Source organism: Pseudomonas sp. Bc-h, assembly GCF_002080045.1.
Taxonomy (GTDB): domain Bacteria; phylum Pseudomonadota; class Gammaproteobacteria; order Pseudomonadales; family Pseudomonadaceae; genus Aquipseudomonas.
This window is the reverse complement of the sequence record NZ_MUIN01000037.1, coordinates 1-596: the sequence shown is the minus strand read 5'-3', so window position 1 is coordinate 596 and position 596 is coordinate 1. Positions and strand designations below refer to the sequence as shown.

At 48.8% G+C, this 596-nt stretch carries 1 protein-coding gene; it reads left to right on the top strand.

Translation table 11 applies throughout. The annotated features are described in order from the left end of the window. Window positions 1–168 precede the first annotated feature (168 nt). Window positions 169–596 (top strand): recombinase family protein (locus tag BWR59_RS31725; protein WP_143491014.1); only part of this gene is annotated, 428 nt, incomplete at its 3' end.

Genomic DNA, 596 nt, shown 5'->3' with positions numbered 1-596 from the left:
GTTTCTTCTTGACAGGATGCCTTCTATCTAGCAGCTTTGCAAAAGTTGTAATTTGCGCGAATTTTATTGGCTGATGGTAACATCACGCTTTTCAGATTGCATAAGTATCTCGCAAAAGTCAAAAATTAAGCGAGATGTTTTGCAAAACATTTTGGCGGGGTTTTCAGTATGAAGATTGGGTATGCACGTGTCTCAACGGACGACCAGAACCTGGATATTCAATTGGCGAGCCTGCAAGAAGCCGGATGCGAGCGTGTGTTTAAAGAAAAGCTTTCCGGTGCCAGCATGGCACGTCCCGAGATACAACGCTTGTTAGATAACCTGAGGAATGGTGATGTTGTGATTGTCTGGCGGTTAGACCGTCTTGCTCGATCCACGCGAGACTTGTTAGAAATCGCAGATCGAATCAAAGCAACTGGTGCTAAGTTCAAATCGTTATCGGAGCCTTGGGCTGACACGACATCGCCAGCAGGCAAAATGGTCATGACGGTTTTCGCCGGGATTGCAGAGTTTGAACGCGAGCTGATTAGAGGGCGCACCTCGGCCGGCCGTATCTCTGCTAAAAAGCGCGGCGTCAAGTTCGGCCGGCCTCAGCG